General features: G+C 74.9%; 1 protein-coding gene. It reads left to right on the top strand.

Features of this window, described 5'->3' with window-relative positions:
• The first annotated feature begins 41 nt into the window (after positions 1–41).
• Complete coding sequence (locus MTQ10_RS30690; RefSeq protein WP_247474056.1) at positions 42–857, top strand: class I SAM-dependent methyltransferase; 816 nt, start codon at positions 42–44, stop codon at positions 855–857.
• Positions 858–1,008: the final 151 nt, after the last annotated feature.

The raw sequence follows: 1,008 nt of genomic DNA, 5'->3' as shown, positions 1-1,008 counted from the left end.
GACTCAGATGTTTATAAGTAACCCCCACTCCCCTCGTAGGCATGACCTCCCGCGCCCCCGCCCGACGCCCCGTGGGCGCGGTCACGCGCGGCACGACCAACCCGAACCGGCTGCGCCGCATGGACCGCTGGATCGCGGCCGTGCACGGCGCCGAGCTGCGCCGGGCCGACGACCCGGTCGCCGTCGACCTCGGCTACGGCGCCGCCCCCTGGACCGCCGTGGAGCTGCTGGGCCGGCTGCGGACGGTGGCGCCCCGCACCCGGGTCGTCGGCATCGAGATCGAACCGGCGCGGGTCGCGGCGGCACAGCCGTACGAGCGTGAGGGGTTGGTCTTCCGGCACGGCGGCTTCGAGGTGCCGGTGCCGGGACGGCCGCAGCTGATCCGCGCGGCGAACGTATTGCGCCAGTACGACGAGGAGCAGGTCGCCGAGGTCTGGCAGCGGCTGTGCGGACGGCTGGCCCCCGCCGGGGGCGGCTCGCGGGGCGGGCTGCTGGTGGAGGGCACGTGCGACGAGATCGGGCGGCGGCACGTATGGGTGGCGCTCGGCCCGGAAGGGCCCCGCACCGTCACCTTCGCCACCCGGCTCGGCTCGCTGGAACGCCCCTCGGACCTCGCGGAACGGCTCCCCAAGGCGCTCATCCACCGCAACGTCCCCGGCGAACCCGTCCACGCCTTCCTGCGGGACTTCGACCGCGCGTGGGCCGCCGCGGCGCCCTACGCCTCGTACGGCGCCCGGCAGCGCTGGATCCGCACGGTGCGGGATCTGACCGCCGACTGGCCGGTGACGGACGGTCCGGCGCGGTGGCGGCAGGGCGAAGTGACCGTGGCATGGGAGGCCTTGGCACCGAGGACCTGACCGGCGTTGGGACACCCCCGCCCAGGACCTGACCGGCGTTGGAACACCCCCCGCCGAGGACCTGACCGGCGCTCACAGCCCGCGGAGAGCTGCGTGACCGCCCCGCGCGCACCGCACGCGCCTCCCGCACCCCTGCCCCTTATACAAATCT

The sequence above is a fragment of the Streptomyces sp. XM83C genome (assembly GCF_023072675.1).
In the GTDB taxonomy this organism is placed as follows: Bacteria; Actinomycetota; Actinomycetes; order Streptomycetales; family Streptomycetaceae; genus Streptomyces; species Streptomyces thermocoprophilus.
Note: the sequence above shows the minus strand (reverse complement) of the source record. Positions and strands in the feature narration are given on the sequence as shown.